Consider the following 25184-nt stretch of genomic DNA (forward strand, 5'->3'; position numbering starts at 1 on the left):
CGCAACGTCACTTCAGCAGTCCGGCCGCCCGCGCGGCTTCTTCGATGCCGGCGTAGTTTTCCGGCTTGGTCTCGATGAAGCGGCTGGCGGCCTGCAGGTCAAGGATCGCCTTGTGCTCGGGGTTGGCCGGGTCGAGGGCGAGGAACGCTGCCTTGATCTTCTCGACCAGAGCCGGGTCGAGATTGCCACGCACTGTCCAGTTGTAGTCGTAGTAGGGCGGCGTGGTGGAGATCACGCGGACCTTGGCGGTGTCGACCTTGCCGGCCGCGACCAGCTTGTCCCATACCGAGGCATTGAGCACCCCGGCGTCGGCCTTGCCGGCTTCGACCCAGGCGGCGGTGGCGTCGTGGGCGCCGGAGTAGGCGATGCGCTTGAAGTATTTCTCGGGCTCGATGCCGTCCTTGAGCATGAAGTAGCGCGGCATCAGGCTGCCGGAGGTCGACGATACCGAGCCGAAGGCGAAGGTCTTGCCCTGGAGGTCGGCCAGTGATTTCACCGCAGGATCGGCGGTGATGAACTTGCTGGTGAACTGCTCGTCCTGCTCACGCTGTACCAGCGGGATCGCATTGCCAGTCTTCAGACGGGTCTGGACGAAGGTGAAGCCGCCCAGCCAGGCGAGATCAAGGCGGTCGGAGGCCAGGGATTCGACGACAGCGGCATAGTCCGATACCGGGGTGAACTTCACCGGCATGCCCAGTTGCTGTTCCAGGTATTCGCCCAGCGGCTTGAACTTGCGGATCAGCTCGGTCGGTGCTTCGTCGGGGATGGCAGAAACCCGCAGGGCTTCAGCGGCGTGGGTGGTGGCAATAGACAGGGACAGGGCAAAGCCGGCAACGGCTGCCAGGGAGCGCTTCAGCATTGAGGGTTCTCCGGTTCAATAGCGGAAAAAGCGCGCGGATTATAGAGCGCGGGAGGCGTGCGACGCCAAGCGAAAGCTGAGCAGGGACGCTCGGAGCATTCGTCGTGCAGTTGTAAGCGCGCGCCAGACTTGGCACTGTCTAGCGCTTGGTTTGGCACCGGATTGATCGAAATTCTTCGCGCTTGGTTTGGCACACCTCAAAGGCTTCGGGTAGTGTTGATGGCCAACTGCCAGATAGCACATAAGGAGAGATGCCATGGCGAGTTTCTTGATCGGATACGACCTTAACCAGCCGCAGCAGAAATATGCTGACCTGATAGCTGCCATCAAGGAGCTGGGAGCGTGGTGGCACCACCTTGATTCAACATGGATCGTAAAGTCTGAGCTGACCTGTACTCAGATTCGAGATGCGCTGAAACCGCATATCGACGGTGACGATGAGCTGCTGGTGGTAAAGCTAACCGGAGCAGGCGCCTGGGCTGGCTTCAACTCCAAAGGCTCGCAATGGCTGAAGGACAACCTGTAACCAAATAGCTTGGAGATACGGCTGCCGGTCTCTACCCAGCAGCATCTCGTGCTAGTAGCCGTTGCGGATTAGGCTTTACAGGCCTTTGCGTGTTGGGCCATCACTTCGTCCTTTGAATACCGCTCACGAGTACGGATGTCGGCCTTGTATAGCGATAGGAACAGGTCCGCTTTTCGGCAGGTGGACATGATCATTTCGAGCGACGGCTCGGGCATCGTTGCTGTCAATTCGAGGAGGCACGCGTCTTGTGCCGCTCCGGTCGTCTCCACGCAGGCACCAAGGTTCTGGTAGTAAGAAAGCATTCCGTAAGCGGCTAACGCCGCTGCGGGAACGCCAGCATAAAGGGATAGCTTGGCCAAGCTGTTGATCATCGCTCTGCTCCGACTGGCAAAACGGCATCATGCTAGATGCCGCTGATCAGCTCCAGCGGATTGGCTGCAGTTAGTGAGGGGTTCGCCAGCATCCATAGATGCTGGGGCACGACGCGGCTGACCAGGTCGGCGCGGAACAGGGGTTCGCCTGCAGCGCTGAAGCTCCAGGCAACCAGTTCGGAACAGAACCAGCAGTCATCCTCTTGCCAGTCACGCCCGCGCAGGGCGATGCCGGCGACGCCGAGCCAGTCGTAGGGGCGGCCGAGTTGGCTGGCGGCCGCGTCGAGTACGGCGTTGCGATCCCTTACCGAGAACTCGACCAGGGCGGCCTGGCTGGCCAGGTGCAGGCGCTCGGCCATGGCTGTGCGGACCACGCCGGACGGGGCGACGGCGCCGATCAGCTCGGGCACAGCGCCGCGGTCATCGACCAGATCCACGTGCGACCACGTCGACCAGGTGCCCAGTCGGATGGCCAGGCTGCCGAGGTGACGCCTGCGGGTGAAGAGGACGCGGACGGTGGCCATGTCATGCAGCCGGGTTATTGCCGACGCCGGCCACTGCTGCCTCGATGGCGGCGATGGTCTGCTCGGCCAGCTGCTGAGCCTGCTCGACCTCGCCGGCACCCATCAGCGTGCGGATCTGCTCCTTGGCAGCCAGGCGCGTTTCACGGATGACGTACAGCGCCTCGGTGTAGGCAGCGGCCTCGGCCAGGATGCTGTTCGCTGCCTGCTGCGCGGTGCGACCGTTGATGGCCCAGGCGGCGACGGTGCGCGGTACGGCATCGGCCGGATAGCCGGCGTCGGCGAAGGCCTGCGCCTCGATCCGTGCGCGGTCGTACTCGACGGCGCGCAGTGGGTCGCCGGCGACACGGGCACGCGCGGCATCGGCGGCAGTATCGATACGGGTGCAGAGTTCGTCCGCGGCTGGCACGTGGGCCGGAGGGTCAATTAGAACGGGCTGCCCTGCCTGGACAACAACACGCTGCCCTCTGGCCAGCCCGTCCAATAGCTCGCCATGCCTCTGACGGGTTATCTCGACCGCGTCAGCGGGTAGCGCCTCACCGTGAATTGCCGGGTCATAAAACGCGCCGGCTTTCTCTGAATAGAACATGCGATCTCTCCTATCGACCTACCGCAATGAAGAAGAACTCTGACGTCGAGAGCGTCGACAGCGCGCGCAGCGTGTAGGTGAAACCGCCAAGTGCCGGGTCGTTGTATCCCATCGCGCCGTTAGCACCGATTGACTTGTATGTAAGAGCCAAGCCGCGCATAGCGTTGGGGAAGGCCACCGGGAACGTAACCGCCCCCGATGTTGTTGCGCCGCTAGCCAGCGAAGGGGTTGCCTGAAGCCCCCATTGAATGACGAAACCCATCATCCACGTCGGGAACGCTATGTACCCGTTGGGGCCGATGCTGAACGCAAAGCCCATGCGCAGCTTTTTCGGTGTTACCGCCACATTGTCCAGGGCGCCAGCGTCGACTTCGGCCTGCGTGCCAACCCGCAGCACGCCGCGCAGCGCTTCGGTTGCGACTGCAGTTGCCGAGCGGAACATCTTCCAGATTGCGCCGACCAGCTGAGTGCTTTGGCCCTCGTCGGGCTCGTCGCCCACTTCGCGCACGACGTTGAGGATCTCTTCCGTCACGTCGTTCGCCCACTTGGCTGGGTCTCTCGACGCTGGAATGCCCAGCAGCGGGTTGCCGTCAGTGAACTGGCCGTTGAGCAGGTTCACGCCGGGCTCTGATTTGGGGTAGTCCATCAGTTTCCTCCGTAGGTAAATAGCAGGATGGAGCCGGCCGGCTTGCGCTTGTGCAGCACGCATTCGAGCTGGCTGTCGCCCCAGACCTGGTAGGGCTCGCCCATGGCGGCACGGCCGTGGCGTCGCTGGATAATCAGGCTCGCGGGCAGGTTGAGCTGCCAGGCGTCTTCCCAGTCCTCGCCTCCGTAGGGCTCGCCCATGCTGGCGCGGCCGTGGCGGCGGGCCTGGTATTCGGTAATGGTGGCGTCGGGGTAGCCGAGCGCCTCGGCGAGGGCGAGGAAGTCTGGGCGGGATTGGCCGCCCAGACCGATAAGGCGCGCGAGAACGGCCGCCGAGCGTTCCTGGATGGTCTGGGCGCCCTGGACGCTGCATTCGTCTGGCAGGCCGAGGGCGGCTTCCCAGCGCTCCAACGTCTCGAACGCCTCGCCGGCATCGGCTTCGCGGTAAAGGTCGTCGGCACGGTCATGGGCGCGGGCCATCGCTTCGCCGAAGGCGCGCAGCAGGGTCTGCAGCAGGCTGTCCGGGTCCTGCGTCCAGGCGGCGCCGGGCGGCAGCAACTGACCGAGAAGGCGGCCGTAGTCGGCGGCGGTCACGCCCATGTGATACCTCCAAAGGTCGGCATCTGGCCGGTGCCGTGCAGCAGGTCGGCCGTCGGGTAGAGCACCGCGTTGTCCGTTTCGCCGCTGGCCAGGCTGACCGCCTCGCGAATGTGGCTGAGCAGCAGGGTGGCGCCGGGTTCGGCTTCGCGGCGGTGCAGGTCACGCAGCTCGGCCTCAATGGCGGCGCGCACTTGCAGCGTGTTTGGCACTGCGCGGATCTGGTACTGCACTGGCGCTTCCACCGGGGGCAGCAGGTAGACCGAGCGCCGGCCGGCCGGGCGCCGTTCGCCAATGTAGGCCTCGGCCGCCTCCAGCACTTCGGCACCGGGGATGGGGCTGTCCTGGTTGTCGCAGACCACGCGCACGACGACGCTGCCGGTGCCCTGCTCGTGTTCGGTCGCCCAGGCGCGGGTAATGGCGGTGTGCGACTCCAGCGCCCAGGTCTCGTAGTCGGCCAGGGTGCCGCCCTGCGGCGGTTCGGCCATACGGCGGTGCAGACGATCACGCAGGCCGGCGAGATCTTCCTGATCGGCGCCGCCGGTGAGGCCGTCGGCACCCACGGTAGCGGCGGACTGGATGCCCACGACCGGGCTGACTAGCGTCAGGCGAGCGCCGGCGGGCAGGTTGCCGCTGCTGCCCGCAGTTGCGGCATCGACTGCGACCTGGCCGGTGCTGGCGGTCAGGGTCAGATCCTCACGCACCGTATAGAGCTGGTCCTGGGTGAACTGCAGGGTGGTGCCGACCAGCAGGGTGCTGCCGGGGGTGCCGCTGATGGTGACCAGGCCGCCGGCGGAGGTGGCGGCGCGATACCAGAGCTTGAAGCGGCGGGCCCAGCGCTCGACACCCTCGGCGTCGGCCAGCTCGTCCGGCAGGAAGTTGCGGTAGCGGTAGTCGATGTGGGCGTGCAGCCCCTGCACCGCGCCGGCCAGCGCGAATGCCAGCACGCCAAGGGTGCTGCGGCGGGTGCGCGCTTCAGTGCCCGGCAGGTGCGCCTCGATGTCGGCGGCGATCTGCTGGCGGGTGGTGTTCAGGTCAGGGATGGAGAAAGCCATCAGTGGGCCTCCCAAAGGGTATCGAACTGGTGGTTTTCGGTGCGGCCGTCGCGTCGGTGGATGGCCAGCGCCAGGCGCAGCCAGCCGCGGCGCGGGACGCTAACGGCCACTTCGGTGCGCGCAGCGATGCCGTCTTCATGCGTCCAGGCGATGCTTTCCTGGCCGTACTCACGGGCGCGGCGCAGGGTTTCGGCGATTTCCTTCTCGCGGCCGAGCAGCCAGAGGCGCGAGCCGATCTGGTCACCGCCTACGTCGGGCCAGGCGTCGCCCGGCCAGCCGCGGCGGTCGGTACCGCCGCCGGGCAGCGCGTCCTCGGCGCGGGCGCGGCGATCGGAGAACAGGCTGATGACGGCAGGGGTCTGCAGGCCGTGATCGAGGGCGAGGTCGTTGCCATCGAGCACCAGGTCGGCGCCGAGGCCGTCCCAGCGCAGGGCGATGTCTGTCATTGCGGGCCTCCGGTGGTGCCGCCGCTGTCGCCTGGGTGGGTGTGGCCGACCTGGCTGATCCCCGCCGCGACCTGGTCGCCGGCCGACTCGATGCGGCCGGTGGTGGTGATGAGCGGCGTCTGGAAGTGCGCGGCCTCGCTGGCCTTGACGGTGAAGACACGGGTCTCGACCTCAATCGCGTTGCCGCGCTTGAAGTGCAGCTTGTCGCCTTCATCGGTGTAGATGGCCACCTCGCCAGGCTCCAAGGCGGTGAGGCGAAAGCGGCGATCGCCGCAGGAAACCACCACGCTGTGCGCGCGATGGCCACCGACGGCCAGCACCAGGGCCTCGGCACCGGGTAGCGGGTGGGCAGTGAAGCCGTAGGGCTGCCAGTGCTCGACGCCGTCGAGGGTTTCTTCGGCCAGCAGCTTGACCTGCAGCGCCTGCATCATGGCCGCGTCGTTGACCAGGGTGACGACAGCGCGGCTGACCAGGTGGGACAGGCCCCGGCGCAGCGGCCGTAGCACGCGATCAATACTGGCCATCGGTTACCTCCGGCTCGGGTTGTGCCACCAGGGCGAAGGCCTCTTTGGGCATCACGGTCAGCTGACAGCGTTCGCCCTGGTCGTCGAGCTGGTAGGCCACCTCGGTGACCAGGCGCTCGGCGCCGCGCAGGTATTGGTAATCGTCATGGACCGCGACGAGGCTGTTGGCACGCCAGATCTCGCCGTTGCTCTGCCGGTAGCCGGCCAGGGTGTAGCTCACCGACTGCGAGCGACCCCAGCGCACGTTGCGCTCCCAGGTGACCTGGTCGCGGGCGGCCTTGCCGTCGATGGGACCATCGGCGATGAGCGTCAGCGGGCGGTGCCGGGTGACGCGGCTGTCGCGTGCGCGGGCCAGCACGGCGGCGGCCTGCTCGCCGAAGAAGTCGTCGGAGCCGGCGACCTGGCCCTTGAGGCTGTATTGGCTGAAAACGTCGGTGCGGTCGCGGTTGCCGCTGGCCTGCAGGATGTTCTCGCCGAGCACCAGGGCGTCGTGCGCGCGGTACTGCCCGGCGCGGGTGATGACTAGGTTGCCGCGGCCGTCGGTGACCAGCAGCACGCCACGGATGCGCGCGGCCTGGTCGAGCATCTCGAACACGCTCTCGCCATCGTTCGGCTTGAGGCTGCGGAACGGCGCATTGGCGCTGGCCTGGTCGATGACGGCGATGCCAAATGGCGCGCACAGCTCGCGCGCAACGTCGACCAGCCCGCGGCCGATAAACTGCGTCGGCGGCGCCGAACAGTCGACCAGGTCGGCGGTCTTGTCGCGGCCGCTGACGCTCACGCTGTGGCTATTGGCGTCGTAGCTCGGGCTGACGCGGTCGATGTAGCCGGTGATCAGCAGCTCGCCGTCGTAGTGCAGCGTGCACGGCGCACCCTCGGGGATCTCGCGGCGGCTGGCCTGGCCGGCCCAGCGCTCGGTCAACTGCAGCTCGAAGCTGCCGGCCAGCTGCTGCATGCCCAGGCCAATGCGGTAGCGCTTCCAGCCGCCCCACTGCTGGTTGCCGATGGTGAGCAGGACGTCAGGCATCTTTGAGCACCTCCAGCGCCTGGCCGCCGGGCACGAAGCCCGGATGCGCGACACGGTTGCGCGCGACGATCTCGCCGGCACGGCTGGCATCACCGTAGAGGCGATGGGCGATGACCAGCGCCGGCATGGTGGCGCCTGGCGTGAAGCGGGTGAGCGGTGCCAGGGAGGCGGAGCGGCGGTTGAGGTCGGTAACCAGCGCAGTGGTCAGGCCGGCCAGCGCGCGGTAGCGCTCGGGGCTGGCCTGCAGCTGCTGGCGGTCCAGCTCGGCGACCAGCACGTCGCGGGTGTCGACGGCCTCTTCGCGGTTGTTGTAGGTGAGACCGGGCAACGTACTGCCGGCGGTGTCGAGTGGCCGACCTGTCGCCAAGCGAGCAGCCTCGGCGACCGCAGCCCGCTCGATAAGGGTGTAGATCGCTGCCTGGTTGGTCGCCTGCTGGGCACGGGCCGGGGTGACATAGCCGTTGCCGCGCACCGGCTTCACCTTGCTGCCAATGTCGAACAGCGAGGTCAGGGCCTTAAAGGCACCGAAGGGACTGAGACCACCGGTCAGGCCGCGAACAAGCCCGAGTAGCCCAATGCCGAGGTTACCCGGCGAGAGGATTAGCGAGGCGATCGAACTGGTGAAACGCCCAAGCAGGGTGCCGAACTGGCCGCCTTGGGTGAGCAGGCCGCCCCCGGAAAGTATTCCGGTGGTGATGCCGTTTAGCGTGGCAATGGCCGGCGTTGCGTAGCCCAGCGCCGCCGCAAAAGCGTCACCGATAAAACCGGATGCAGTACCGAGTGCTGCAATCGCATGTCCGGCCACGCTGCTGGCAAATCCTACAACAGCCCATTTTCCTTCGAACTCTTCTACCGACTCGGCCTGCACCAGGTCGGCAGCGGAGTTGACCGCCGCGCCGGCCAGCGGCTGGCTGTCGGGGCGCGGCTTCTCGCCGGCTTCGACGAAGTTCTGGGTAATGCGCGCCAGGCCGCCCTGGTCGAGGCTCTCCTCGATGCTGTAGTCGCCGAGCGGGGCCACGTACAGCTCACCGTAGAACGGGTGCATCAGCGTGCCGGGGCCGGAGGCTTCGAGCGCCTCGATCAGCTCGTCGCGCTGAGCCATGTAATCGGTGCCGATGACGGTCATCACCAGGTTGAACTGGCGGGCCTTGCGGCCCATGTCCTGGGTGCTTGGCGTGTCGCGCAGCGGGAATTCGTCCAACACGGTGCGGCGGCCGCCGGTACGGGTGGCGCTCTTGAGGTGGAAGGGGACGCCGCGGAAGGCACCGGGGCGGTAGTCGTCGCGCCAGGCCATGTCAGCCTCCTACTCTCGAACGGCCGGTGAGCACGGTCATGTCCAGGCCGTCGCTGTTCATCTGTGTGACGCGCGCCTTGGTCTCGCCCTCGATGCGGATGGTGAGTTCGGATGCCTTGTTGTTCACAGCGATGGCGTTGCGGGCGTCTTCGCTGAAAGGCGAGATGGCGTAGGCCACGGCCTTGCCGATGGCATCACCGACAGCGGTGCCATCGATCAGGTAGTCGTTGAGCAGCGTGCCGACGCCGTAGCCGGCCGCGCCTGCACCCGCAACGGCTGCGCCTGCGGTGGCCATGGCGCCGGAACCCATGGCAGGTAAGGCCGTCACTGAGGTACCTAGTAACGACTTGAGCCACGTCATGGTCTTTGGGCTGACCAGGTCGCCGGCTGTGTCGGCCAGTTTTTCGGCAGCGCCGAGATTGCCGCCGAGGCTGTCCGGCATGTTGACGACGTACACCGGCTGCACGCCGGCCGCTTCCTCCAGGGCCTTGCCGGTGGCCACGCCGGCAGCGGTGCCGCCGAGCTTGCCGGCAATTCCGGAGATGGCTTTGCCGCCATAGCGGGCCGCGCCGAACAGCCCGGCTGCGCCTACTGCACCGCCGAGCAGCATGTCCTTGCCGTCCAGTCCCAGGCCGCCGCTTTCCTTGCTGTCCATGCCCCACTTGATGAGGCCGCTCAGGGTGTCGTTGACCGGCTTGGCGAAGCCGTCGGCGGCTTCGCGCAGCGCGCCCTTGAGGCGGTTGGTCTGGTCGACGGCGTTGCCGATCGCGTCCGGCAGGTCGCGGGCGATGGTGCCGCTGGCGTCGCGGACTTCGGTGAAGACCTGGTCCAGCTTGCCCAGCGAGTCGCCATCGAGCAGGGTCTTGAGGCCTATTTGCGTCTGCTGATCAGTCTTGCCGAATGCGGCGTCGATAAATTTGAAGCGCTGTGCATCGGTGCCCAGCTTGTCGTACTTGGCCTTGATGTCGCTGATGACTTCCAGGGCATCCCGACGTGAGCCGTCCTTGTCGAAGAACTTGATGCCGGTCGCCTTGGACGCGGACTTCATGTAGTTCGCGTTGGTGAACACGCGCAGGGTACTGTCGGTGAGCGTGGCCAGGCGCTCGGCGTTGGGCTCGACCAGGGACAGGGTCTCGACCAGGGCAAGCGTCTGGTCGAGGCTCAGGTTGGAGGTTTTGGCGTTGCTACCGATGCGGGCAAAGATGTCCGGCAGGTTCTCCAGCTCGGCGTTGCCGGCGCGGCCGGCGACCACCATCTTATCCAGCAGCAGGCGGGCCTCTTCGGTCTTGCTCAGATCGATGTCGAACTGGGTGGCGGCCACGCCCATGGCCTTTGCCAGGGCGTCGGCGTTGGTCTTGGAGACGGCCAGCGTCTCGGCCATGGGGGCGACAGTGGCCGTGGCTTGGGCGATACCCAGACCACCAGCAATCAGCGCATCCACGCCGCCCTTGAGTTCGTCCACGCCTTGGCCGGTGGCGATCTGGGCATCCATCAGGCTCTGGCGCAGCAGATCCGCCTCGGCGGCTGTGGCGCCTGCGGTGAGCTGCAGTTGCTTGAGGTCCTTGTCCAGCTGGGCCGACTGCAGGCCCACCGCGATAGCGGAAACCCCCACGCCCAGCTGCGCGAGCTTGCCCTCGACCGACCCGGCAAAGCGGCCGAGCGCGTCCAGCTCGCCCTTGGCGGCTGAGCCGAACTTCTTCAGGCCTGTTTCGCCCTTGCTCAGCCCGCCCATCAGGCGGGTGACATCGGCGGTCAGGCGCAGAGCCAGGTTGAGGTCGCGATTGCTCATGCTTTTTTAGTCAGGTTGCCCAGGTAGTGGAGGAACTCAGCGGGCGGCAGCGCGAGGATCTGCTCGCGCGACCAGCCGTGACGCAGGGCGATCAGCTGGACGGCGTCCCAGTGCTGGCGGAGTCGTCCTTTGCGCCGTTTCCCATGTCGTCGAGCTTGATCTGTGCCTGGCGCAGGGCTGTGAAGTCGCCGCGCTTCTTGACCATGGCCACCACGAACGGGCCCTTGAACTCGTCACCCTGGTCGTTGCTGACGCGGGTGAGCTGGCGCACGGCGAGCTGGGCGCTGTAGTGGATCGCGTTGGCCGGGCCGCCGGACTCGACCTCGGCCTCGATCATGTCGGCGAGCAGGGCCTCGCGCATGTCGAAGCGGGTGTAGGTGGTACCGGCGATGACGAGGCCGTGGGGGAAGCTGCCGCTGGTGGTTAGCTGCTGCATGATCGTTCCTTACAGTTGCACGGCCGGCTGGCCGCTGAATTTGAGGGCGACGTCCTTGCCGACGCTGACGGCGTCGACGGTGAAGGCATCGCGGATGACCCAGCCCTTCCCCGTGTCGGACTCGAACACGACGTTGGCGCCGGTGAGGTTGCGCAGCTCCTCGATGTCCAGGTCCTGCTTGAGCGGGACGGTGCAGTTGAGTTCGGGTGCGGCGGTGGCCTCGGAGTAGCCGACGGTGCCGTCGTCCAGCGCCTCCGGGGTCCGGGCGACGCCGCCCAGGTTCAGGGTGGCGCCCTCGCGGGTGGAGATGCGCTTGCCGTTGTAGGTGATGGTGGCGCGGCCGTGGTGCTGCATGGGGCCTCCTTACAGGCGGTACTGCACGGCAGCGGCGAAGATGTCGAACTGGTTGACCAGGTTCGGCGTCAGCACGGCGTTCATGCGGTTGGGGTTCTGGGTGGAGCGCTTGAGGATCAGGTCGCGCTTGAAGCCTTCCAGGTCCTCGAGCACGCCGTCTTCCTTGGCCAGCTTCTCGGCCTCGGCGATGAGGGTGGCGCGCACCGTGGTCGGCGTGGCGTAGGCCTGGCCGGGAATGGCCACGTCGCCCAGCTTGTGACGGGGATAGTCGCGGGCCACGGCGGCGTTGAAGCGGAAGCGGATGAAGTCCGCGGTCCACTTGGTTTCCAGGCGCAGCAGGGCGATGTCCGGCAGGCCGAAGCTGTTGACCTGGTAGTTGGTGATGATGGTCTCGATCAGCACCTGGCCGCCGGCATCGACGGTAAAGGTGCTGATGCCGTCGAACAGCAGCAGGTTGCGCTCTGGCCGCATGAAGCGGCTCTTCTCCGGCGGCGGCAGCACGCCCGGTAGCGCCAGGCTGCGGAACGGTCTTGCAGGATCATTGGCACCAGAGAACTCGGCGACCGTCGCCCAGACGGCCGCGGCCACCCACGGCGCGGTGGGCATGTCGTACAGACCCAGGGTACTGATGTGCGGCGAGTTGCGGCTGTTGCCCCAGGTGGTTAGCGCGGCGTGGTTGCCGACCTTGGCGTTGAACACGTGGCCGGTGAGCACATCCATCGGGCCGAAGCGCGCAGCCATGTCGCCTTCCAGGGCGGTGAGGTTTGCGCCGTCCAGGTAGGGGCAGACGATGCTGTAGTACTGGGTGCCGGCGATGGCATCCAGCACCGACTGCACCGACGGGTTGGCTGTGCCGCCAGTCATCGCGGCGATCGCTACGGTCAGCCCGGCCGGGGTCTGCTCGCCGTAGTAGTTCAGGCGCAGGTCCAGGTCATTGCCGGTTTCGCCCTTCCAGCGGCAGGTCAGGGTCACTACGCCCAGCTCGGCCGCGGCGGTGACGGGCAGGTCGGCGTCGGCATTGATGGCATCGGCCAGGCGGCTGGCGATCGCACTGGCGGCATCGCCGGCCACGACCATGGCGCGCACGACCTTGCCGCCGACGTAGAGCGCGAGGGTGCCGCTGGTGGTAGGGCTGCCGGTGAGCGTGATGCTGCCGGTCGCGGCCGCGCCGGCCGGGTCATCGTCCAGGGCGATGGCCCAGAGGTCGACGTAGTCACTGGCGCCACGCGCGGCCTTGGCCATGCCGTGCAGCATGCTGCCCTGGCCGAACGCTTGCGCGGCCTGGTCGCCGGCTTGGCTGCCCAGGCGCATGGCGACGCCGGCCGGGGCGGTGCCGCTGGCCAGGCGCTGGCCGATGAGCAGCAGGCGCCGCTCCATCACCGCGCCGCCGCTGACTGCCTTGCTCGGGTCGATCTCGATATAGATGCCCGGTACCCGGATGTTGTCCGGGACTTCGTTGAAGCTGACGTTCTCAGCCATGCGCTTTTACTCCTTGCTGGCCGCCGGCTTGGCGGCTTTCGGCGGGGTGCCGGGCTTCACGGATGCATCGGCCATGCGTCGGCGCCAGTAGCTGTCGAGGACGACGAAGTCGCCCTCGGACTTGAGGTGCCCGCCCAGCGGGTGGCGCACCTTCAGGCCCTCAGCGGGCACCAGGAATACGGGTTGGCTCATGAGCCCTCCTGCGGGTTGATGTGCGAGTGCAGATCCGGGGCGGGCTCTGCGTGGTCTTCAGCGGCCCAGCGCTGGCGGTCGGCTGCGCTGGCGAAGGGGTTGAGGTCGAAGTCGGTGTGAAACTCCAGGAAGTCGCCGAGGTTCACCGCGTCTTTCTGCGGCGGGTCGACATCGGCCTGGAGCAGCACCAGGGCAACGTGCAGGCCCTGGTCGCGCAGGGCGTCGTCCTGCATGAACTGGTAGCGGGTCACTTCCCAGCTGGCACCGCCGGCGACGCCGCCGTGCAGCTCGCCAATGGCGGCATCGAGCATCTCGTAGAGACCGATGACCTTTCCGTCGCCATGGCGCGCGGCCTGGTGACTTCGCGCGTTACGCGCCACCAGCACGACGACAAACTGCGGCGTGGCCAGCGCCTGGCTCAGGGTGCCGTCCATGGCCACCACGTAGGCGGCCGGTGCGTCCACGCCCCAGCGCTTGACCAGGTCCTTGTCCGGGGTGTCGGGCAGACTGTCGACGGCGCGCAGGCGCGAGCCCAGTGGGCTGGCCTTGAGCAGTTCGATCAGTTGGGTTTCGAGATGACCGAGCATCAGGCACCCCCCGGCGCGCTCTGGCGCACCAGGTTGGCAAGGTGGTTCTCGACCAGGTCGAGAATGTCCTGGCGATCGCCATCGGAGATCCCGAGGAAAGGTCGCGCCGGGATGCTGACCTGGCGCTTGGTCGACCAACGATCGCCGATACGAAAGCGCAGCCCGCCAGCGGCCTTGGCGCGGATGGTGCCGCCAAACTGGTGGATGGCGGCGTAGATGCGGTTGACGCCCCACACCGCCGAACGCTGGTTGGCGTAGCTGCTGATGGAGTCGCCCAGGTGGCCGTCGCGGGTCAGCGTTTTGCCGCCGCTGATCTGCACGCGCAGGCTCGGCTTCCAGCGCTCGCCGTCCGGGCCGGTCTGGCTGCGGAAGCGTTCGCGGGTGCTGTTCTCGCCGAGGAAGGCGATGTCCTGGAGCAGCGGCTGCGGGTCACCGCCGATCCGGCGGATCTGTTGGAACAGGCGCTGGACCTGCGGCAGGTTGTGGCTGATGCGGATGCTGACGGCCATCAGATGAACCCCTTGCTGTTGTCGCGGGCGAACACCAGGGCGCCGCTGACCATCTCGGCGCCGGCCGAGGGCTGAGCGGTGCTGCCATCGCTGGCCAGGCCCAGCTGGACCTTGCCGGCGGCGACGTGCTCAAGGAAGCGGATGGAGTCTTGGTAGAGGGCCTTGACCTGGTCGGGCGCGGCGTCGTCGAACAGCACGAAGCGGGCGATCTGGCAGGCGATGCGTTCCAGGACGTCGGGTGTCTGGCTGAGCGGCAACTGGTAGCGGCCGCCCAGGTAGGTGTTGATGGTCTGCTCGGCGTCGCCCAGGGCGCGCTCGACCTTGGCCAGCGCCGCTGCAACGGCTGCCTGCTCTTCAGCGGTGTAGCTGGAGAGATCACCCGCCGAGGCGGCGATGCGCAGCAGCTCACCGTCCACCAGGGGCGGCAGGCTGGCATCGGCACGCTGGGCGATCTCGTCCGCGTTGTAGCGGGCGAGCAGCTGGAGGGCGCTGGCGTAGGACATGGCAGTTACTCAGCAGGCGTAAAGGTGCAGTGCTCGACCTTGAGCAGCGGGTCGGCTTCCAGCGCGGCGAGCTGCTCTTCGCTCAGCACGCCCTTGGCAAAGCCCTGGCCGTCCTGGTCGAAGCAGAAGCCGGCACGGCAGCGGCGGCCCATCGTGGCGCGCACGTAGACGCCCTCGATCTCGGTTGCTTCCTCTGGCTGCTTGTCGTTGCCGGCGGGTGCGGCAGGCTCGCCCGGAGCCGGAGCCGGAGCCGGAGCCGGAGCCGATGCCGATGCCTGGCCTTCGGTGGTGGTGGTCGAGGTGGTAGCAGCGGGCTGCTGGTCGGTACCCGGTGCTGGCGCCGTCGATTCGGTCGTTGAGCCCGGCGTGGTTTCCGGGGTCGCCTGCACGGTCGAAGACGCGGGCGGCTCGGTGACGGGCGCCGATTGCGATGGCTTCGGGGCGGCGGGTTTCTTCGCGGCCATGTGTCAAATCTCCTGCAAAGTGGCCGTCCGTGGCCGTGGCGATCAGTTCACCCAGGCGCTGTCGAGGATCTCGACCAGGCCGTAGTTGGGGTTGGTGGCGCCGCCTGCCATGCGCTCGGTACCGACCACTTCCTTGGCTGCGGCACGCAAGTTGGTGGGCACCACCAGCACGGTCGGCTTGAGGTTGAGCGGACGGCCGCCGTCGGCCTTGAAGTCGCGCATGGCGTCGTACGCTTCCTGGAAGCTGGCGGCGTCAAGCGGCTTGGTGGAGCGCACGGCCATCTGCCAGAAGCCGAAGCCGGCGTTGTTACGCGCCCGCACGCCGTAGCGGAACTCGTCAGCGCTGAAGACCTGCTCGTCGTCGAGCTTGGTCATGCTGGTGAACTCGGGCTTGGTGCGTTCCTGGTAGATCAGCGGCTTGAGTGCGCGGCTGGTGTCCAGCAGGTACCAGGCCGGGCCCGGATCGGCAGCCGGGGCGAAGCTGTTGGCAACGGTGGCCGCGGCGCCGGTGCCGTCGACGTTCGGATAGACGGGGTGATCGGTGTCGAAGAAGTTCTGGCCGTCGAAGCACAGGCTGGTGTGGCCAGCCTTGAGCAGCGCGAAGACCAGCTCGTCCGGGTGGGAGCCGGCGGCACGGCCCATTTCGGCAAACAGCGGGCTGTAGATGCCGACGTTGTCGTCCTCGATGTCGGTACGCTTCACGCCGACGGTGGACTCGAACAGCTTGTTGCTGATCTGGTAGCCCTGCGCGGCCATGTCCTTGACCACGCGATCGCCGATCCACTCACGCAACTGCGGGAACTGACCCAGCCAGCCGTAGGTATTGCTGGCTGAGGTGGAGTTGACGATGGTGGCGAGCTTCTTGAACTCGCTCGGCGCGGCTTGCAGGGCACCCTGGAAGCTGGCCTGGAAGCCGGTGCGCAGCGCGACCAGCAGGGCGGGGGTAATGACGGCCATTTATCAGGCTCCTTTGGCTTTGGCGAAGGCTTCGGGCGAGAGGCCGGTCAGCGCGGCGGCTTGCAGCTCCACGTCGGAGAGGCCGTGGGGGTTGTCCTGCGGCTGGCGGCCTTCGGTCTGGCGGCCCTTGAGCGCGGCGATCGCCGGGGTTTTCTCCAGGTAGCCCTTGAGCGCGGCGAGGTTGGTCTGCCCCAGCTCGCGCGCCCAGCTTTCCTGCGCGGGCAGCAGACGGCCGTCTTCCAAGCCGGCTTTCACCAGCTGGCCGACTTCGCCTTCCACCTGGTTGGCCTTGAGCGCGGCGATGTCCTGCTTGAGCGCCTCGACCACCTCGATCGGGGCGAACTTGGCCGGGTCCGGCTTGCGTTCAGCCTTAAGGGCGGCGAGCGACTGTTGCAGGTCATCCACCTTGGTGGCGTTGGCCTTCAGCGCAGTGAGCGCGGTCTGGATGTCTTCGTCGCTGGCGTCCGAAGACAGGCCCAGCGCCTCGATCAGTTGTTCTCGGTTCACACGTTGGTTCTCCTGTGCGGAAGGGGCGGCCGGGATGGCCAGTTCGAAACGAGCAGCCGCCAGCGCCGGCAGGGAAGCCATGCCGTCGAGCGCGGGGTAGTTGGTGAGGCCGACGTGCAGCAGCTCCAAGACTTCGCCGGTCTGCTTGTCGTAGGTGAAGACGGGGGACAGGTAGCGGTATTCGCGCGCCGCCAGCATGGCGCTGGCCTTGTCGGTCCAGTACACACCAGTGGCGAACAGGCCCTGGCCTTCGCGCCACTCCAGACCGCTGCCGGAGAACCACGCGGCGGCCGGAGCCGGCAGGCCGTTCTCGGCGCTGTTGAGCGTCTGGTGTTCGTAGTCGATAACGACGTCGGTGGCGCGGGCTGCCGCTTGGGCAATCAGCCGCTGTGCGACCTGGGCGTCAATGAACCAGGCGCCAGCCGCCACATCACGCGGGCGACCGTCGCGGGCCTTGAAGGCGCCGACGGGGAAGAGCTGGATGGCCGGACCCTCCGCCTGGATCTCGAAGATGCAGGCGGCGATCGCGGCGGTGGGGGAGGCTTTGGTCTTCATGCCGCCAGTGTCGGCGGCATGGTTTGGCTAGTGCAGAGTGAGGGGGTTCAGTAGGCCAGCATGCTCTAGTCAGTCTGCTGGGGGATCCACGTCTCCTGAAGGCTTACCTGCCTCTCGGTCACGCCGGGACTTGATGGCGCTTTCCAAGTCGCTGACATGCCTGCGGGTTAGTTGACCAGGAAGAGAAAACGAAAGAAGCATCGCCAGGCACGCCAAAAACAGCAGGACCCCTTCTACACCGGTCTGGACAAGCTTGGGCCAGCCGAGATCTAGCGCGGCGAGAAACGACAGGGCTAGCACCAACAAGTAGAGGTAGAACAGCGCGGAGTGCTTCTGCAGATCCTGCTTGACATGTAGAAGATAGAACGTGTCCTGCCGCCAGTTCCTGCCTTTGAGCGCACGCTCGCTGCCTACGATGGCCATCACCGCCACCAAGAAGCCGGCGAGGATTGAGAAGACCGTAACCAAGACGGACAACGCGTTGCTGTTGTCGTGATACTTAGGTTGGAACTGCCACGCAAAGAAAACGGAAGCAACGATGCACGTAACGATGTACGTGACCTTTTGCCAGCTCGTTTTCCTCGAAGGTGCGTTCACTGCTTCCATTGCCCCTTTTTCTGCAATTCGTTCCGATAGGTCACCAGCTCTGCATAGACCTCGGTGTTGATCAAGTCATTCGCGCCTTCTCTGCGGAGGAGGCGAATACTCTTGGTCGGAGTCACTTGATTCATCTGGACCGGGGTGTCTTTCTGCGTGATAACAGTGACGTCTACACCTTCCTCGGTTTCCTCAAGCACGTCCCCACCGACATTCAGCATCGCCTCAAGCACCACCTCATCAGCACGTGATCCTCCTTTCGCACTGATCACGGTTTTCACCTGAAGCTCACCCCAATGTTCGGCAAGCTGGAGCAGGTCCTTCTCGCTAACCTCTTCGGCGAATGCATTTTTCAATGTTCCTACAAATGACTTCAGGCGAGCCTTTACTGACGACGGTGCTTGGAGTACGTCCAAGGCATCGGTCGCTTGGTACATGGTTGTGCCGAGACGCAGCTCCTTGATGCCTTCTGCTGCAAGGATCGCTTTCGTATCTTTGTTAGTAACTTTTTTCAGCTCAAAGGCTGCGGTTTCGCTTTTTAAGCCAGCCTTCGAGAATAGCTCCCGAAGATAGACTCCAATCGTGTTTACCCGAAATGGACCGTCAGTAACGACAAGGAGATCATTCTCCTCAATCAGCACGAAGGCATCACCGTGCTTGAAGGCCCGCTTAGCAGGTGCGCTGGCCGCTTCATCGTTATCAAAAGCTGCTGCGACCTTGATGCCGATAGTCGTCATTTGCTCACCGGGCACGCCTGCCCCGATAGCCAATCTTAATGATTCACCCGTTTTGGTTTCGCGATGTCTGATACTTACGACTCCAAGCGTGGACATCGTGATATCTGTTTCGTCCATGCGGCCTAGCTTATTCATCGATTGCCGGACGAGTTGTTCGAAGTTTTTGTTCGGGGCGGCCCCTTTGCTATAAGTGGCCCGGACGTAATGAATTATTTTGTTGGCAGGACGGCGCGACACAGCTGGCACTCCATTGCTTAAGGAAATGTGTGCAGCCGATAGTACCCTCTCGGAAGTCTTATGCGTTAGAAGGCCGTTAGACGATCCGCTAAGCATCGCAAGCGCTTAATCCCCCCCACGGTTGCCCCGCGACATCAATCACCTCGTCAGCGCGCTCGCAGGCTGTCGTCGCTTTTCACCGAAATACCCGCACCAAACTGCGCACCACCACGGCCACGCCAGACCGCTCGACCGTCAGCAGCAGTGCCGAGCCATCGGCCTGCTCCAGGCGGTACAGCAGGCTGCCGTCAGCCTGTCGGGTGGGCGCGCCGGTATCGAGAATCTGCTGCACCAGGGCGTAGTCCTCGATCACCACGTTGGGCTGGTTGGCCAACTGGTCGAGCAGGACCGCTTCGGCCAGCAATACGACCGCAGCCTGCGCGCCGAACTGTTTGATGGCTTCCTGGCTCATGTAGCCCAAAGGGAAACGGCCGGCCGGCTTGCGATACCACTCGGCGAAGGCCTCACCCTGCACCAGGTCGGCGATGGCCGAGCGGGCAACGGCTGCCGGAGCGGCTTCGAGCTTGTCGACCAAGTGCTGGACGAGGCTGCCGCGCCGGCCGCCCGGCGGGTAATGGAAAGCCGGATGCACGCCGGCAGGGATCTGCTGAACCTCGCCGGTGCGGGCGTTGACGTAGGGTGTGGTAGGCACCTTGGGCGACTCGTCCACCTCCAGCCCGCGGCGCTGCAGCTGGCCCGCCGTCATGGGGATGACGCGGCACTTGCAGCCCCATTCCTTGACCGGCATGTGGCTCTGCCAGAAGGGATCGTCCACAGGCAGGACTAAGCCGTCCCAGGCCTTGTGCTGCAGGCGAGGGTTTTCCGAGTTGCCGCCGTCGTACTGCAGGTAGGGGAAGCTGGCCTTGCGCGCCTGGATGCGTTCCCACTGGCCTTCGCTGTGGGCGGTGCGCAGGTTGGTGTCGTAGATGACCTTAAGCCGACGAGGACTGCCCAGTTGGACATCGCGCACTTCACCAGTGAGCGGGTCCTGCCGGGTCTGCCGGCCCCACCAGCCCTTTTGCTGCAGGGTTGGGATGAGGCGCTTTTGGAAGTCCTGCAGGGTCGTGCCTTCGGCCAGGGCGCGATCGACCTCGGCGCGGATGTCCTGGAGCAGGTCCAGCTGCATGGCCTTGGCCACGGTAAACGCGGCCTGGTGCTGGGCCTGCCAGACGTCGCGGTAGTCGAAGCCGACGGCGTAGCCCTTCTGGCGGAAGTAGACGATCGCCTCTTCGGGCGGCAGCGCCTGCAGATCGGCCATCAGATGGCTCCAGTACGGCCGGCCAGGTGGCCGGCGAACATGCCCTGGGCGATCAGCTCGACGAGCTGGCCGGCATCGAGGTCGGGGATCACCTCGGGCAGGCGCTCGCGGAATTCCTCCAGGCTCTTGCACTGGGCGAGCAGTTGTTGCACCGGCTCGGCCATACGGGCGACGGGCTGCCACTGGCCGGCGAGTTGCTCGGCCAGGTCATCGAGCGGGTCGACCTCGGAGGTGGCCTTGAGCGCGGCGACTCGGGCGGCGGCGGTCGGCTTGGGCTCGCCTGCAGATGCGCCGAGCACGGCGTCATCTTTGCCGGGCTGCGGGATGCGCAGCTTTTCATGCGCCCAGGCGACGGGGATCTGCATACCAGCCTGGACCAGCTTGGGCAGGGCCTCGGCGTAGGTGGCCATGTCCTCGGCTTCGACCAGGTCGAACTGAAATCGCGGCAGGCGGCGCGGGTCGCGGTCGCCGCCGCGGTTGAGTACCAGGAGCGGATAGAGCAGGTACTGCCGCAGCGTGGTCGCGACTTGTTTGGCATCGCTCTTGAGCAGGTCGTGACGCACTTCGTTGTGCACGTTGCCCAGGGCATTGGTGCTGCTCTTGCCGTCGGCCTGGCTGGTGAGCGTGCCGCCCAGCACGGCCTTGGACATGCTCTTTTCTGCCCACTGGACCATCCAGTCGAACGGGTCGTGGGTGCCCTTGGCCGCTTCCTTGAAGTCGATGGCCATCCCCTCGGGGATGATGCCGGCAGCGTTGTGGCCGATGTTGACCACGGCGCGCAGCAGGGTGGACTTCTCATCGCTGGAAGCGCCGGCCGGGTATTTGCCAAGGCGTACGGGCAGGCCGTAGATCTCCAGGAACTCGGCGAGGTCCCGAACGGCGTAGTTCTTGAACAGGTACGGCCAGGCCAGCACGCGGTAGAGGCCGCCACGCGCGACATAGCCGGACTTGGCCTTGTGCTGGTGGACGATCCAGCCAAATGGGTTGAGTGCCTCGCCCTCGGCGCTGCCGTCGCGCAGGCGCAGCTCGTTGCGGGTGGCCATGTCCAGCTGGAACCAGGACGCTTCGCGGTAGTTGAACGCGGCGGGCAGCCACTCGCGACCCAGACGCTGCCAGTCCAGCTCGATGCAGGAAAAGCCCTTGCCGATGGCATCGAGCAGGTCGAACAGCAGATCCTCGAAGTCGGGCAGATCCTGCAGGACTTCGTTGAGCCAGTCGGCTTCGGCCTGCTCAGCGTCGCTGGGGTCGCGCGGTGGCAACACGGCCCAATCGACGGTGGTCAGTGCGCGGCGGCGCTTGCCCATCTCCGCCAGCAGGTGGGCGTCTTTCTCTTCCATGTCCTGGAACAGCTCGCACTGGGCCTTGATGTCACCGCGCTCGGCAGCCTGCAGGATGCTCGCCAGGCGAGGCGGGGTCAGCCCGCTTGAGGGGTGTTCGGCGTACTCAGCATGCAGCGTGGCGAGGCGGGAGGTCTGCTGTTCGCGCAGCACCTCCTTCTCGAAGGGCCTGCCGTGGATGTCTACGATTGCCATGAATGCTCCTACCAGGCGCCTTGCCAGTTGCCGGGTTGATCGTCGTCGCCGCTTGCCCAGCGGTCGGCCTTGGGCGGTGCGGGTGTGTATTCGATGGGTGCGGCCGGGGTGCGGCTGGCGGCATGGGCCAGCACGCCCGCGACGGCGGCGTCGCCGTGGCGCTTGCCGCCGCCTTTCTCGGTGGTGCGGCTGTCCGGTACGCGGGGCACGCCCTTGATGACCTTGAGCGCGCGGTAGTCGTCGACGGTGTCCTTGTCGGCTGGCAGGTCGTAGAGGGTGCCGTCTTCGAGCGCGGCCTTGAACGGGGGCATGTTGTCGCGGTACCAGCCCTCGGTGAGCATCACCTGGTCGATGCGGGTGTGGCCGTAGCGCACGGCCGCCGCTTCGGCGATCGCCTGGCCGTTGCCGCGGGCGTCGTTCTTGCCGCCGAGGAAGTTGGGTAGCCGGTCGACGATGAAGAAGAGGATCTGCTCCTGCTGCTTGAACGGCACATTGCGCAGCTCGACCTGAAAGGCCTGGCGGCGGCGCAGGTCCTGTTCCTGCAGGAGCGGCACGATGACGGAAAGGTCACCGCTGCGGCCGAAGTCCATGCCGTAGAAGCTGCGCGCCTCGCGCGGCATCTGCTCCAGTAGCGGCAGCAGCTCACGCTCGCACCAGGACAGCGAGTCGGCCAGGCGCAGCTGCTCGGAGATGGTCTCGTAGCCCTGCGGGTAGGCCAGGCGCAGCACGGGCACTTCACGGCTGGTGCGCTGCTCCAGGAGCGCCAGCGAGAGGTAGGCGCCACCGCCCTGGCTGGGCACGCAGTCAAGTTCTTCTTCGGCGGCATCGCCGTAGAAGTCGTACACGTCCTTGACCCAGGCAGCCTGTTCCTCGGCCGTCCAGGGAATGCCTTTGCGCAGGCACACGCGTTCATACAGACCCTGCTCAACGGCTTCGCGGAAGGTGGTACGGAACAGCAGGCCTTTTCGCTTGCCGGCGCGGATCTCCTCGATCAGCTCGTTGAACGGGTTGTCGGTGCCGTCATGGGTGCTGATGACGTGCACTTCGCCGCCCCAGATGAGCAGGGCCAGGGCCGCCTTGAGCAGCTCGGCCAGATCCTGGTGGAACGCCGCTTCGTCGATCACCACCACGCCCTGGCGGCCGCGCAGGTTGGACGGGCGGCTGGTGAGCGCAGTGATGCGAAAGCCGGACGGGAAGCTGATGGTGTAGGTCTTGATGTGCTTGTCGGGATCTTCGTCCGGCCAGATGCCTTCCTCGATCTCGCCGGCAGCGTAGTTGAAGGCTCGCGCCCACATGGCGCATGCCTGGATGTATTCGACCGTCATGTCCTGGTTGTAGCCGAGGTAGTAGACGGTCTGGCCACCTGCGCTGCGCGCCGAGGCGGCGACCAGGACGTTATCTGCCGCCTCGGCCCAGGTGAGGCCAATACGGCGCGATTTCTCGCCGACCTTGAGCGGTGAGCGCAGGCCGATCCAGTTCTTCTGGTAGTCGAGCAGAACGGCCGGAATGTCGAGGGCAGCGGTGTTCTCCAGGACTGGTGGCATATTCATATGGCGAGCCCTGCAGTGGTAGGCTCGCGGTGCCAAATAACGCGCAATAGGGGCTGGATATGTTGGACGGTGTTACGGCTGTTCTGGGAAGCGCAAAGGTGGCGATTGATCTCACCAGGGGCTTGCTCGACATGAAAGAAGGTGCTGCCGTCAACGAAAAGGCGATGGCGCTTTCTGGAATCCTGATCGAGCTGCAGCAGCATTTGATATCCACTCAGCAAGAACAGATGCAATTGCTGAAACGGATAGACGAGCTGGAAAAACAACTTACCCGCAACGGAGAGGACGCAAAAAAGCGCGACCGGTACGAACGCCATCAGTTTGTAACCGGCTTCGTAACGTACAGGCTTAAAGCTGACTATTGGCGCGAGGAGCCAGAGCACTACATATGCAGCAATTGCCTTGAGCAGAAAGGGTCTTTTATAACCCTTCACGGCAAGGAAGCAATACTCCGTTGCCCCTGCTGTGAAACTGCTATTCGTGCAACGCCATAGACGCCTAGGCAGGTTATACGGTCCACCCGAATAAGGGGAGGCTACTGATTTCAACGCGCCACCCCCAGGATCTCCCGGCGGATCTCGGCCACGGTCTCGGCGTCCAGGCCGCCCTTCTTGGCGATCTTCTCGACCTCGCTGGCGGCCGCTTCGGCCTTGGCGCGGACCTCGGCCTGCCACTTCTTCTGCGCGATGCTGGCCTTGCCCAGCTCGGCCACTGCCTTGGCGACCTTGGGTAGGTCGATCTGGTCGCGATCGGTCATCAGCAGCTTGAACAGGTGTTCCTGGACGAGGCGCATCAGGGCTTCGTTGACGGCGCCTTCCTCGTCCGGCGCGGCGGCGACCACGGCGCGGGCCTGCTCGCTGGCCATCTTCAGTGCCGACAGGCGCTCCTCGAAGTTCTGCCCGTAGCGGTGCAGCGCCGACTTGCTGATGGCGAAACCGCGCTCGGTCAGCTCCGCCGACAGGGCCTCGTAGTCGCTGAAGTTGTTCTCGGCCAAGGCCTGGTCTAGCCAGGCCTTGACCTCGGCCGGGAGCGTGGCGACCTTGCTGCGCGGCGGCATGTCAGCTCCAGTACTTTTCGGGGCGCGCGATGCCTGGGCGGCAGTCGACGGTGTATTCGGCGATGTCCACGCCGTAATGAGTCAGGCCGCAGATCCACGGGCCCGATGGCTGCTTGTTGAGGGTGACCAAGCTGCGGTCGGCGAGGTAGTCCAACTCGCGACGCAGCTCCAGCGGCGTCGAGTCCGGGTAGATGCCCTGGATGGTGGAGAGCACCACCGCTTCATGCGGGTCGACCGGGCGGGATTTGTTCAGGGTCAGCAGGATGTACCAGCGCAGGCTTTCCCGGCGGGCTTTGTCGGCATCAATCATGGCGCGCTCCTTTGAGCAGGACGTTTTCGAACTTGAGGGCCAGGCCATCGAGCTTGGCTTCAATCACTGACTGGCTGCGCACGAAGTCTTCGCGGCGCACGTACTCCAGCGGCAGGTCGGCCTGGAAGCGCATGAAGGCGCGCTCCAGCTGCTTGACCGCTTCAGCTTCCTTGTCCTGGCGATCGAGCAGCTTGGCGAAGCTCTCTTCCCAGTGGCGACTGGTGCTTTTTCGGGCTTCGTCCTGGGCGGCGAAGCGATCGGCCAGGCGCTTTTCGAATTGAGTGAGGAGCAGCTTGACCAGGGCTGTGACGACGGTGGCGAAGAAGGTCAGCAGGCCGGCGGCCCAGCCGATCAGCTGGCTGAGTTCCATTTGCATGGTCATGGCGTGGCGGCCTCCCTGGCACTGAGCAAGCCGGTCACCTGGCTGGCGAGGCCACGGGCCCAGCGGCCGTAGTCCTGGGCGTGGGCAAGGATGTCGGCCGGGGTGACGCCGCTTTCCAATAGTTCGGCGTCAGTGCCGGGGGCGGCCCAGGGGGCTGGCCCAGCAGGGCCGGCAACGGGGCCTGCCAGGGCCCCGGGCACACCGAGGGCTGCGTTGTAGTCGCGCAGCCAGCCAACAGTGAACACGCAGTGAGGGGCACGCTGAAGCGCTTGAGCAGGCGAGGGACGATAGTGAGCGGTGACATGGCCGATGCGGCCCTCCAGTTCGGTGACTTGCTTGGCGTGGCCAGCCTGATCGGCGAGCAGCTGCGCCTCGGCCGCATTGGCGCGGGTAACTTGTTGCTGCAGGGCGATGCGGGACTCATGCGCGGCCATCGCAGCAGCCTCGGCATGGGCGGTGCGCTCGCGCTGCAGCTCGGCGCTGCCGGTGGCGGCGGCATAGCGATAGCCCATGCCATAGCCGACGCCCGTACCGGCCGCGCCACAGACGAGGCAGGCCAGCAGGGCGACCAGTACGGCGGTCGGTAGGGTATAGAGACGATCAAGCATGGCGGCGTGCCCTCCGTTGGCGGCGGGCTTTACGCGCGGCACGGCGCGCAGCGGCGACGCCCGACCTGCCAGGCCGCTCCGGCGGAAACGG

General features: G+C 65.9%; 33 protein-coding genes. 2 read left to right on the plus strand and 31 right to left on the minus strand.

Features of this window, described 5'->3' with window-relative positions:
* Positions 1-7: 7 nt before the first annotated feature.
* Positions 8-859 (minus strand): putative selenate ABC transporter substrate-binding protein, encoded by an 852-nt coding sequence (locus BHD08_RS05705; RefSeq protein WP_015276190.1) that lies wholly within the window; start codon positions 857-859, stop codon positions 8-10.
* 256 nt (positions 860-1115) lie between these two features.
* On the opposite strand from BHD08_RS05705, the gene BHD08_RS05710 reads away from it, so the two are divergent.
* Complete coding sequence (locus BHD08_RS05710; protein ID WP_125021096.1) at positions 1116-1385, plus strand: SinR family protein; 270 nt, start codon at positions 1116-1118, stop codon at positions 1383-1385.
* Positions 1386-1453: 68 nt separating this feature from the next.
* On the opposite strand, the gene BHD08_RS05715 is transcribed toward BHD08_RS05710, so the two are convergent.
* From BHD08_RS05715 to BHD08_RS05840, 26 genes are all read right to left on the minus strand, one after another.
* Positions 1454-1756: a hypothetical protein gene (locus tag BHD08_RS05715; RefSeq protein WP_125021097.1), complete on the minus strand. Its 303-nt coding sequence runs from the start codon at positions 1754-1756 to the stop codon at positions 1454-1456.
* A 32-nt stretch (positions 1757-1788) separates the two neighbouring features.
* Complete coding sequence (locus tag BHD08_RS05720) at positions 1789-2280, minus strand: hypothetical protein (RefSeq protein WP_125021098.1); 492 nt, start codon at positions 2278-2280, stop codon at positions 1789-1791.
* Position 2281: 1 nt separating this feature from the next.
* Positions 2282-2866: a phage tail protein gene (locus BHD08_RS05725; protein WP_256678598.1), complete on the minus strand. Its 585-nt coding sequence runs from the start codon at positions 2864-2866 to the stop codon at positions 2282-2284.
* A gap of 10 nt (positions 2867-2876) precedes the next feature.
* The gene (locus BHD08_RS05730) at positions 2877-3512 is read right to left on the minus strand and encodes a hypothetical protein (protein WP_125021099.1); all 636 of its coding nucleotides are present in this window, start codon (positions 3510-3512) and stop codon (positions 2877-2879) included.
* Entirely contained in the window at positions 3512-4111 is a 600-nt protein-coding gene (locus BHD08_RS05735; protein ID WP_125021100.1) for a YmfQ family protein, read from the minus strand. Before BHD08_RS05735 ends, BHD08_RS05730 begins: the two co-directional genes overlap by 1 nt.
* Entirely contained in the window at positions 4102-5163 is a 1062-nt protein-coding gene (locus BHD08_RS05740; protein WP_125021101.1) for a baseplate J/gp47 family protein, read from the minus strand. The genes BHD08_RS05735 and BHD08_RS05740 overlap by 10 nt, the downstream gene beginning before the upstream one ends.
* Positions 5163-5609: a phage GP46 family protein gene (locus BHD08_RS05745; RefSeq protein ID WP_125021102.1), complete on the minus strand. Its 447-nt coding sequence runs from the start codon at positions 5607-5609 to the stop codon at positions 5163-5165. Before BHD08_RS05745 ends, BHD08_RS05740 begins: the two co-directional genes overlap by 1 nt.
* Positions 5606-6133 (minus strand): phage baseplate assembly protein V, encoded by a 528-nt coding sequence (locus BHD08_RS05750; RefSeq protein WP_125021103.1) that lies wholly within the window; start codon positions 6131-6133, stop codon positions 5606-5608. The genes BHD08_RS05745 and BHD08_RS05750 overlap by 4 nt, the downstream gene beginning before the upstream one ends.
* Complete coding sequence (locus BHD08_RS05755) at positions 6120-7160, minus strand: phage baseplate assembly protein (RefSeq protein WP_125021104.1); 1041 nt, start codon at positions 7158-7160, stop codon at positions 6120-6122. The genes BHD08_RS05750 and BHD08_RS05755 overlap by 14 nt, the downstream gene beginning before the upstream one ends.
* Positions 7153-8454: a DNA circularization protein gene (locus tag BHD08_RS05760; RefSeq protein ID WP_042924798.1), complete on the minus strand. Its 1302-nt coding sequence runs from the start codon at positions 8452-8454 to the stop codon at positions 7153-7155. Before BHD08_RS05760 ends, BHD08_RS05755 begins: the two co-directional genes overlap by 8 nt.
* A gap of 1 nt (position 8455) precedes the next feature.
* On the minus strand, positions 8456-10243 hold the full coding sequence (locus BHD08_RS05765) for a phage tail tape measure protein (RefSeq protein ID WP_125021105.1): 1788 nt from the start codon (positions 10241-10243) through the stop codon (positions 8456-8458).
* Positions 10244-10334: 91 nt separating this feature from the next.
* Complete coding sequence (locus BHD08_RS05770; protein ID WP_125021106.1) at positions 10335-10679, minus strand: hypothetical protein; 345 nt, start codon at positions 10677-10679, stop codon at positions 10335-10337.
* A gap of 9 nt (positions 10680-10688) precedes the next feature.
* Positions 10689-11033, minus strand: a complete 345-nt coding sequence (locus BHD08_RS05775) for a phage tail tube protein (RefSeq protein ID WP_125021107.1) — start codon at positions 11031-11033, stop codon at positions 10689-10691.
* Positions 11034-11042: 9 nt separating this feature from the next.
* A complete protein-coding gene (locus BHD08_RS05780) occupies positions 11043-12512 on the minus strand; it encodes a phage tail sheath subtilisin-like domain-containing protein (protein ID WP_125021108.1) in 1470 nt (489 codons plus the stop codon).
* 6 nt (positions 12513-12518) lie between these two features.
* Positions 12519-12704, minus strand: a complete 186-nt coding sequence (locus tag BHD08_RS05785; protein ID WP_125021109.1) for a DUF2635 domain-containing protein — start codon at positions 12702-12704, stop codon at positions 12519-12521.
* Positions 12701-13291: a phage protein Gp37 gene (locus BHD08_RS05790; protein WP_125021110.1), complete on the minus strand. Its 591-nt coding sequence runs from the start codon at positions 13289-13291 to the stop codon at positions 12701-12703. The genes BHD08_RS05785 and BHD08_RS05790 overlap by 4 nt, the downstream gene beginning before the upstream one ends.
* Positions 13291-13800, minus strand: a complete 510-nt coding sequence (locus BHD08_RS05795) for a phage virion morphogenesis protein (RefSeq protein WP_125021111.1) — start codon at positions 13798-13800, stop codon at positions 13291-13293. Before BHD08_RS05795 ends, BHD08_RS05790 begins: the two co-directional genes overlap by 1 nt.
* Positions 13800-14303 carry a gp436 family protein gene (locus BHD08_RS05800; protein ID WP_125021112.1) on the minus strand — a complete coding sequence of 168 codons (504 nt, stop codon included), beginning with the start codon at positions 14301-14303 and terminating at the stop codon, positions 13800-13802. Before BHD08_RS05800 ends, BHD08_RS05795 begins: the two co-directional genes overlap by 1 nt.
* Before the next feature lie 5 nt (positions 14304-14308).
* Positions 14309-14767 carry an HI1506-related protein gene (locus BHD08_RS05805; protein ID WP_125021113.1) on the minus strand — a complete coding sequence of 153 codons (459 nt, stop codon included), beginning with the start codon at positions 14765-14767 and terminating at the stop codon, positions 14309-14311.
* 42 nt (positions 14768-14809) lie between these two features.
* Positions 14810-15724, minus strand: coding sequence for a Mu-like prophage major head subunit gpT family protein (locus BHD08_RS05810; protein WP_125021114.1), 915 nt, complete (start codon positions 15722-15724; stop codon positions 14810-14812).
* 3 nt (positions 15725-15727) lie between these two features.
* The gene (locus tag BHD08_RS05815) at positions 15728-16786 is read right to left on the minus strand and encodes a phage protease (RefSeq protein ID WP_125021115.1); all 1059 of its coding nucleotides are present in this window, start codon (positions 16784-16786) and stop codon (positions 15728-15730) included.
* A 69-nt stretch (positions 16787-16855) separates the two neighbouring features.
* Positions 16856-17392: a hypothetical protein gene (locus BHD08_RS05820; RefSeq protein WP_125021116.1), complete on the minus strand. Its 537-nt coding sequence runs from the start codon at positions 17390-17392 to the stop codon at positions 16856-16858.
* On the minus strand, positions 17380-18357 hold the full coding sequence (locus BHD08_RS05825; RefSeq protein WP_125021117.1) for a hypothetical protein: 978 nt from the start codon (positions 18355-18357) through the stop codon (positions 17380-17382). Before BHD08_RS05825 ends, BHD08_RS05820 begins: the two co-directional genes overlap by 13 nt.
* 175 nt (positions 18358-18532) lie before the next feature.
* Complete coding sequence (locus BHD08_RS05830) at positions 18533-19654, minus strand: phage minor head protein (RefSeq protein WP_125021118.1); 1122 nt, start codon at positions 19652-19654, stop codon at positions 18533-18535.
* The gene (locus BHD08_RS05835) at positions 19654-21186 is read right to left on the minus strand and encodes a DUF935 domain-containing protein (protein WP_125021119.1); all 1533 of its coding nucleotides are present in this window, start codon (positions 21184-21186) and stop codon (positions 19654-19656) included. The genes BHD08_RS05830 and BHD08_RS05835 overlap by 1 nt, the downstream gene beginning before the upstream one ends.
* 8 nt (positions 21187-21194) lie before the next feature.
* A complete protein-coding gene (locus BHD08_RS05840; protein ID WP_125021120.1) occupies positions 21195-22736 on the minus strand; it encodes a hypothetical protein in 1542 nt (513 codons plus the stop codon).
* 59 nt (positions 22737-22795) lie between these two features.
* Here BHD08_RS05840 and BHD08_RS05845 point away from each other — a divergent pair, with 59 nt between their 5' ends.
* Complete coding sequence (locus BHD08_RS05845) at positions 22796-23230, plus strand: hypothetical protein (RefSeq protein WP_125021121.1); 435 nt, start codon at positions 22796-22798, stop codon at positions 23228-23230.
* 50 nt (positions 23231-23280) lie between these two features.
* Here the strand turns inward: BHD08_RS05845 and BHD08_RS05850 are convergent, their stop codons facing one another.
* Genes BHD08_RS05850 through BHD08_RS05865 form a run of 4 tightly spaced genes read right to left on the minus strand, consistent with a single transcriptional unit; the run spans position 23281 to position 25093 of the window.
* Positions 23281-23793, minus strand: a complete 513-nt coding sequence (locus tag BHD08_RS05850) for a DUF3486 family protein (RefSeq protein WP_125021122.1) — start codon at positions 23791-23793, stop codon at positions 23281-23283.
* A gap of 1 nt (position 23794) precedes the next feature.
* Positions 23795-24103 carry a hypothetical protein gene (locus tag BHD08_RS05855; protein WP_125021123.1) on the minus strand — a complete coding sequence of 103 codons (309 nt, stop codon included), beginning with the start codon at positions 24101-24103 and terminating at the stop codon, positions 23795-23797.
* Positions 24096-24485 carry a hypothetical protein gene (locus BHD08_RS05860; protein WP_125021124.1) on the minus strand — a complete coding sequence of 130 codons (390 nt, stop codon included), beginning with the start codon at positions 24483-24485 and terminating at the stop codon, positions 24096-24098. The genes BHD08_RS05855 and BHD08_RS05860 overlap by 8 nt, the downstream gene beginning before the upstream one ends.
* On the minus strand, positions 24482-25093 hold the full coding sequence (locus tag BHD08_RS05865) for a lysis protein (RefSeq protein WP_125021125.1): 612 nt from the start codon (positions 25091-25093) through the stop codon (positions 24482-24484). Before BHD08_RS05865 ends, BHD08_RS05860 begins: the two co-directional genes overlap by 4 nt.
* Between the last annotated feature and the right edge of the window lie 91 nt (positions 25094-25184).

The sequence above is a fragment of the Pseudomonas sp. SCT genome (genome assembly GCF_003864275.1).
GTDB lineage: Bacteria > Pseudomonadota > Gammaproteobacteria > Pseudomonadales > Pseudomonadaceae > Stutzerimonas > Stutzerimonas stutzeri_AE.